Raw genomic sequence first — 7,815 nt, forward strand, 5'->3', positions numbered from 1 at the left:
AGGAAATAGACCAGGTCGCAGTGAACCGCGGGCTGTGAAGCGTCGTCCAAAGGCCTACCCTCGTTTGACAGTACCAAGAAGACAAACGGCGTAATCCTGTGGTCAACCACTTAAGGTCGTGCCATTAGTACCAGAGGGATATGTCAGATAGGAAATTATCAGATATAATGAAAATCATCTTTAAATAATTAAGATTAATCAGTTAAAGGTCTGATTGGATATTTTTCACACAAAAAGGTTGCACTCAAATCATTTGATATTTTTACCGCAGTAGACATAATATCTCCTTAAATCTGTAAAAAGAGTAACAGGTACGGGTGAGTTATTTTCAGTTTACTCTTCTCGGTTGCATATTGCAACCTTGTGTACTAAAAAGATACCGCATCATCCATGATGCATAACGATTGATCCATACCACCATGTCCACCCCATTCGTCCATCTCCATGTCCACACCCAGTACTCCATGCTCGACGGGGCTATTCGTCTTGCTGATCTGATTGATAAGACCCAGTCCTACGGCATGAACGCTGTTGCAGTCACTGACCACGGTGCCATGTACGGGGCTTTGGATTTCTACACCAAGGCCAACAAGGCCGGGATCAAGCCCTTGGTGGGCTGCGAGTTCTATATCTCGGAGACCGACCATCTCATCCATGATAAGAGCGCAGGCCATAATTTTCATATTGTGCTGCTGGCTATGAATGAAACCGGCTATCGCAACCTGATGAAGCTGGCTTCTATCGCCCAGACAGCCGGTTTTTATTATAAGCCCAGGATTGACCGCAAGCTGCTTTTTGCCCATCAGGAAGGGCTGATTGCCCTGACCGCCTGCCTGCACGGTGAAATCCCCTGGACTATTACCCATCAGGGGGTGGATAAGGCCAGGGAAAAGGCATTGGGCCTGCAACAGGTCTTTGGTGATCGCCTCTATTTTGAGATCCAGGAAAACGGCATCCCGGAACAGAGGGGCGTCAACGACGGCCTGATGGAGCTGGGCAATGATCTGGGTATCAAACTGGTTGCCACCAATGATTGCCATTACCTGAATCGGGAGGAATCCTACGCCCATGAGGTTCTGCTCTGTATTCAGACCAGCAAGACCATTAACGATGCCAACCGCTTTCAGTTTGCCACGGATGAGCTGTATTTCAAGCCGCCAGATGTCATGGCCAAGCAGTTCAGCTACTGCCCCGAGGCCCTGGCAAATACTCTGGAGGTGGCAGATCGCTGTAACCTGGAGCTTGAATTCAATGAAAATCATTTTCCCATTTTTCCTGTGCCAGCAGGGGAATCCCTGGAAAGCCTGTTTGAAAAGGCCTGTCGCGATGGATTAGATCAACGTCTTGATCATATTCGCAGTCTCCAGGAGGTTCCCTCGGAATTGGAGCAGCAGTATCGGGAACGCCTGGAAATGGAAATCAAGGTTATTCAGGAAATGGGTTTTTCCGGTTACTTCCTTATTGTTGCCGATTTTATCAATTGGGCTAAGAGTCAGAAGATTCCAGTCGGGCCAGGTCGTGGTTCAGGAGCTGGCAGTCTGGCTGCCTTCTGTATGTCTATTACTGATATTGATCCCATCCCTTACGGCCTGCTTTTTGAGCGTTTTCTCAATGTGGAGCGGGTTTCCATGCCTGACTTTGACGTGGATTTCTGTAAGGATCGTCGGGACGAGGTGATCGACTATGTCCGCAGCAAGTATGGCGGGGATGATCATGTGGCCCAGATCGTGGCCTATGGTTCCATGAAGGCCAGGGCCGTACTCCGGGATGTGGGCCGGGTTTTGGAGGTTCCCCTGCCCGTGGTTGATAAGATTGCCAAGCTGGTCCCGGATGAGCTGAAGATTACCCTGAAAAAGGCCATTGACAAGGAACCCCGTCTCCAGGATGCCATGAAGCAGGATCCGAGCGTCCAGAAACTGCTCACTGTGGCCCAGGTCTTGGAGGGCCTGTCCCGCCATAAATCCACCCATGCTGCCGGGGTGGTGGTCTCGCCCAAGGCCATGGTGGAGTATCTGCCGGTCTGTGTAGGTTCCAACAAGGAGATCCTGACCCAGTTTGACATGAAGTACACTGAGATGACCGGGCTGATTAAGTTCGACTTTCTCGGGCTCAAGACCCTGACTGTTATTGACCGGGCACTGCGCCTGATTAAGCAGGATATCGGCACTGAGGTTGATCTGAGTAAGATAGCCATGGATGATCAGCGCACCTATGATCTCCTCTGTGCGGGTAACAGTCTGGGGGTTTTTCAGCTGGAGAGTGATGGGATGCGGGAGCTCCTGGTCAAAATGGCACCGGAGCAGTTCACCGACCTGATTGCTCTGGTGGCCCTGTACCGTCCTGGCCCCTTGGATTCCGGGATGGTGGATCAGTTTGTTGAAACCAAGCATGGTCGCCGCCCTCCAGAGTATCCCCTGCCGCAGATCAAGCCTGTCCTGGAAGAGACCTACGGGGTCATTGTGTATCAGGAACAGGTGATGAAGATTTCCAATATCCTGGCTTCCTACAGCCTGGGTGATGCGGATATTCTCCGCCGGGCGATGGGTAAGAAGATTCCAGAGGTGATGGAGGAAGAACGGGCCAAGTTCATGGCCGGGGCCAAGGACAATAATATCCCGGAAGAAAAGGCGAAATATGTCTTTGATTTGATGGCTAAGTTCGCGGGTTATGGCTTCAATAAGTGCGTAGTGGGTTCCACGCTGATTCTTAACGCAGAAACGGGAGAACAGCTCACCGTTGCGGAGTTGTATCAGAATCGGCATAGTTTCACAGTTCATGCGCTCGGCGAAGATGGCAAACTCCGTCCGCGAAGCGTGCTCGACGTTATTGAAAACGGTCGAAAGCCGGTCTTTGAGCTGCGAACAGCGCAGGGGCATCGGATAACCGCGACATCGAACCATCCATTACGTACCCTTGACGGCTGGACGTTACTTGGCGACCTCAAACCCGGTGACCGGATTGCTGCGCCCCGCCGCCTGACCGTGCAGGGAGGCGGGCACTGGATGCGGCATGAACTGATTTGTCTTGCCGGTCTTCTTGCAGAAGGGAACGTCTGTCATCCTTCGTCGCTTTACTTCTTCGGAAATGATGAAATTCTTGTGCGCGATTTCGCAGAGGCTGCCGAGCAGTTCCCGGAAAGCAAGGCGCGTGTTTATCAACGCAGTAACGGTCGCCTGGAGGTCTGCGTGAACACGGGACGCAACTTGCGTTTCCGTAAGGGAGGAGAACCGTGGAATAAGAAGGGGAAAAATTCGGTTGTCGAGAAGGATGCCCCGCCCGTCCGGTCAGGAGCATGGCATTGGGCTGAGCAGCTTGGTATCTTAGGGAAGAAGGCAACAGAGAAAGAAATTCCACTGGAGATTTTCTTGCTTTGCGATGCGGATATTGAGCTTTTCCTTGGTAGGTTGTGGGCCGGAGACGGCTTTATTGCTAACAAAGATCAGTTCACACCCTATTATGCAACCTCATCCTTTGATCTTGCCCGTGATGTGCAAACGCTTCTTTTGCGGCTCGGCATTCCAAGCGGTGTTCACGAGAAACAATTCCGCTATCGCAGCGAAATGCGTATAGGCTATACAGTGCATGTGGTCGGAGAAAACTCGGCAGATACCTTTCTCTCGCGTGTCGCCCCTCATGCGCTCGGGCGGGAGCAACAAGTTGATCTGCTCCGTCGCCACGTTGAGAAGACTAGGTGTAGTCTGACATCAAAGGATACCATCCCGGCGGAGGTTCGCGTATGGGTAAACGAGGAGCGCGTGCGCGCCGACCTCACTTGGTGCGAACTAGAGAATCGCTCAGGTCTGTGCATGAAGGAATTTATGGGTAATGGTTCCGCTGGAAAACGCGGCTTCCGCCGGTCAACCCTGGCCCGTCTTGCGAGCTTCTTCACATCAAACCGTCTTGCCGCACTCGCCGAGTCCGACATCTTCTGGGACTGCGTGGTGTCAATAGAACCTCGCGGGCAGCAGCAGACCTTTGACCTCACTGTAGAGGAGGATCACAACTTTGTTGCAGACGGCCTTATCGTCCACAATTCCCATTCAGCCGCTTACGCCCTGGTAGCCTATCACACAGCCTATCTCAAGGCCCATTATCCGGCCCAGTTCCTTGCTGCCCTGCTTTCCTGTGATATTGATAACACCGACAAGGTAGTCAAGTACATTAATGAATGCAAACAGATGTCCATTCCTGTTCTGCCTCCGGATATTAACGAATCCCAGAAAGACTTCACGGTTATTGATGATCGGGTTCGTTTCGGTCTGGGTGCGGTCAAAAATGTGGGTGGTTCAGCCCTGGATTCTATGATTAAAGAGCGTGAGGAAAATGGCCTTTATACCTCATTGACGGATTTCTGCGCCCGGATTGATTCTGGTAAAGTTAATCGGAAGGTTTTGGAAAATTTGATCAAGGCCGGGGCCTTTGATTCCATGCAGGTAAAACGTTCCCAGCTTATGGAAGTGTTGGGCCAGGCCCTGGAACAGGCCAAGGCTGTACAGCGGGATCGTCTGAGCGGCCAGATGAGTTTATTTGCCGTTGCCGGAGGAGTGGGGGGGGATAATCAACCCGCAGCGGAAATTACATTTCCTGACATAGATGAATGGCCGGAGTTGCAAAAGCTTTCTTATGAAAAAGAGACCATTGGTTTTTTCCTTACCGGCCATCCGTTGGATGGCGTGATTGAGACCATTCGCATGGTTGCTGATGCAGAAATTGAGGAACTGGATACTTGGCATGAAGGGCAGGCGGTTCGGGTTGGTGGTCTGATTCAGCAGTACAAGGAGCATATTACCAAAAAAGGCGACCGCATGGCTTTCACTGTGCTGGAGGATATGAGTTCCAGAGTTGAAGTTATTGTTTTTTCTGATACCTTTGCTCGTTGTTCCCAATTTCTTGGCAAAGACGAGCCCTTGATCGTTCTTGGTACCATTCAACAGGGGGAGCGGGGAGCCAAGGTTATTGCTGAGGACATCTCTCCCCTGGATAAGGCTGTGGAGCAGTTTGCCGAGCAGACCGCAATTCGTCTGCCTGCGGATCGGATCGGCAGGAATCAGCTTGTTGAGCTGAAGGATTTGATCCGCCGTTTCTATGGTTCTGTCCCGGTAAAACTGACCCTTCATTTTGACGGTCGCGGTGAGGTGGATATCCTGCCTATGAAAGATATCACGGTTCGGCCTTGCCCGGATTTTTTCCAGGAGGTGAAGAAGTCCTTTGGGCCGGGCTGCCTGTCCGTGCAGATGCGTCAGGCTGAGGTGCAGCGGAAGAAGTGGTTTAGCAGGGGAAAAGGTTGAGTCCTTTTCAAGGAAATATCTTGTTTTTTTATTGAAATTAAGAATAAATTTAAGCTGATAATGCAAAGAGAATTATATGTTATCAATATTTGTCCAAGCTGCGGCAAGAAGAAAAAGTGTTCTTTTTGCAACCTTGTTTTTTCTGGTATTCGCACCATATCATCATGAAGTCAAGTGGTTTTCATTCACAGCTCAGATTTATGCTCAGGGAACGGAAGAGTTGGTCATTGTACAACCTAAAGGGGCAAAAAGGAAACTGGAATCCGAGAACCCTGCGGTGCTATCGTCTCCTGCCCATCGTGAAAATCGATTTGAGCAATCAGCAACATGTTTATTACCTGCTGATATTCCCGAACAAAGATATTCTGAAAAGTTTTCATCCTTTAGAAGCTGGCTTGTTTTTTTTAAAGAAAAGGCAAGGCAGAAAGGAATTTCTTCTTATACTGTTGAGTCTGCTTTTAAAAATGTACGTTTGTTAGACAAGGTCGTTCAACTTGACAGAAAACAAGCGGAATACTCTCGTTCTTTTACAAATTATATCAACAATTCTATTTCTCTCTCCAGGATAACACGAGGGAAAAGAAAACTTCAGGAGAATGCAACCATATTACGAAGGATTCACGGTAAATATGGTATTCCTCCTGAAATCTTAGTTGCCTTATGGGGAATGGAAAGTGATTTTGGGGGTTTTACTGGCAACTTTTCCACCATTAACACATTAGCGACACTGGCCTATGATGGAAGACGACGTGATTTTTTTACTAATGAGTTGCTTTGTGCATTAGCCATGCTTGACTCAGGCAGCATAACTGTTGATGAAATGACAGGTTCCTGGGCCGGGGCAATGGGCCAACCTCAATTTATGCCGTCAACTTTTCAGTATTATGCCGTTGATGGAAACGGGGACGGGAAAAAAGATATTTGGCAAAACACAAGTGACGTCCTGGCATCAGCCGCAAATTATTTATATAGTTTAGACTGGAAACGGAAAGACCCATGGGTGGTGGAGGTCGCATTGCCTGAAAATTTTGATCCATATCATGCTAAGTTGTCTGTAGAAAAGAGCCTGAAACACTGGAGGTCGCTGGGAGTGAAAAAACCTGACGGAAAAGAATTAAGAGGTAATTCCCTCAAAGGTTCAATTATTCTGCCTGCTGGGCTTTCTGGTCCGGCTTTTCTCGTATTCCATAATTTTCGCGTTATCAGAGAGTGGAACAAGTCTATGAATTATGCTTTGGCTGTAGGTCACCTTGCGTACAGAATTGCCGGAGGTGCTCCCTTAACCGGTCTTAGTAAACAAAAAGATAAGAATTTGTCGCATCAGGATGCTTTTATGATACAGCAGGTACTGTCATCATTGGGGTATTATACAGATAAAATTGACGGCATGGTGGGGTTGAAATCCAGAGAAGCGATCCGTGAATATCAAAAAGAAAAGGGAATACCTGCTGATGGCTACCCATCTGAGGAGTTGATTATACGATTGAGGCAAGAACATCCTTAATATATTTATGATAACTGCGCTTCCTGATATCTTTTTGCCGTACCTCCGGCGCAGTCCGATGAAACTTTTTTTCTGAGATTCCGCCATGTCTGAAATCTGTCAGGAGTCTTCACACGTCTGAACAGAGTGTTTGCACGTTACGTGAAAGTATTCATACGTTTGTTAAGAGTATTTGTACGTCTGAACACAACGTTCATATGTTTGAACAGAGCTAACAGACGTGTGTTTGCAACCTTTGTACGTTTGAATAGAGCATTCACTCGTTTGCCAGGAGTGTTTACACGTTTTGCAGAAGCATTTGTACGTACGTTAAGAGCTTTCACATGTCTAAAAGTAGCATTTGCACGTTACTCAAGAGTTAACAGACGTATGTTTGCAGCGTTTACATGTTGAACAAGAGTATCAAGACGTGTGTTGAGAGCTTTCGTACGTTTGAATACTGTGTTTACTCGTTTGTATGGAGTGTTCAGACGTGTAAAAACTGTTAGTGGACGAACGAAACAAGGCGGGAGATATTGCCTCGTTCCTTCAGGCCCCGTGATTTATCGCGCGGCTTCCTCTGTCCCAAAGGGGCTATATTTATTTAGATCAGGGTAACCAATGGTTCGGTAATTTTTACACCCTATAATTAGGGGATTCTCAATATAGCGGGAGCTGAATCGAATTAATTGCAAGTCAGCATTTTCCCTGACTTGCAATTAATTCATATTGATTCAGAAGTACTGCTGAAAACAGGAGATTTTTTCCCTGAAAAAGTTACCGAACCATTGGTAACACACCCTGAGAATAAAGTGTCTTCTGGCACCGTGAAGCAGAGCTTCAGCAATAAGGATTCCCAAGCCGGAGCTTGGGAACCAGGAGAATGCGTAAAGTTTATTTCGTTATTTTTTCCTTATCCCAAGTTCGTAGGATTTGTGCTCAAAACACGAAAAAAAGTCCTTTTTGGGGCCTTGCTCCTCTTTCAAATATCTGTAATTACTCATCACAGATTTTCGGATTCTTAATGTAGTGCCAGAGAGTGCG

General features: G+C 48.0%; 3 protein-coding genes. All 3 read left to right on the plus strand.

From position 1 onward, the window contains the following. Positions 1 to 419 precede the first annotated feature (419 nt). The 3 genes from dnaE to L2082_RS17375 all read left to right on the plus strand — a co-directional run bounded on the left by dnaE (position 420) and on the right by L2082_RS17375 (position 7,796). Complete coding sequence (dnaE, locus tag L2082_RS17365; protein WP_446010173.1) at positions 420 to 5,288, plus strand: DNA polymerase III subunit alpha; 4,869 nt, start codon at positions 420 to 422, stop codon at positions 5,286 to 5,288. Positions 5,289 to 5,364: 76 nt separating this feature from the next. After that, on the plus strand, positions 5,365 to 6,792 hold the full coding sequence (locus L2082_RS17370; RefSeq protein WP_446010174.1) for a lytic murein transglycosylase: 1,428 nt from the start codon (positions 5,365 to 5,367) through the stop codon (positions 6,790 to 6,792). Between the two features lie 668 nt (positions 6,793 to 7,460). Beyond that, entirely contained in the window at positions 7,461 to 7,796 is a 336-nt protein-coding gene (locus L2082_RS17375) for a hypothetical protein (RefSeq protein ID WP_446012037.1), read from the plus strand. The last annotated feature ends 19 nt before the right edge of the window (positions 7,797 to 7,815 follow it).

This window comes from Candidatus Electrothrix sp., assembly GCF_052785085.1.

Coding starts and splice junctions, on each gene's coding strand:
- L2082_RS17370 (WP_446010174.1), top strand. CDS start 5,365: ATGTTATCAATATTTGTCCAAGCTGCGGCAAGAAGAAAAAGTGTTCTT.
- dnaE (WP_446010173.1), top strand. CDS start 420: ATGTCCACCCCATTCGTCCATCTCCATGTCCACACCCAGTACTCCATG.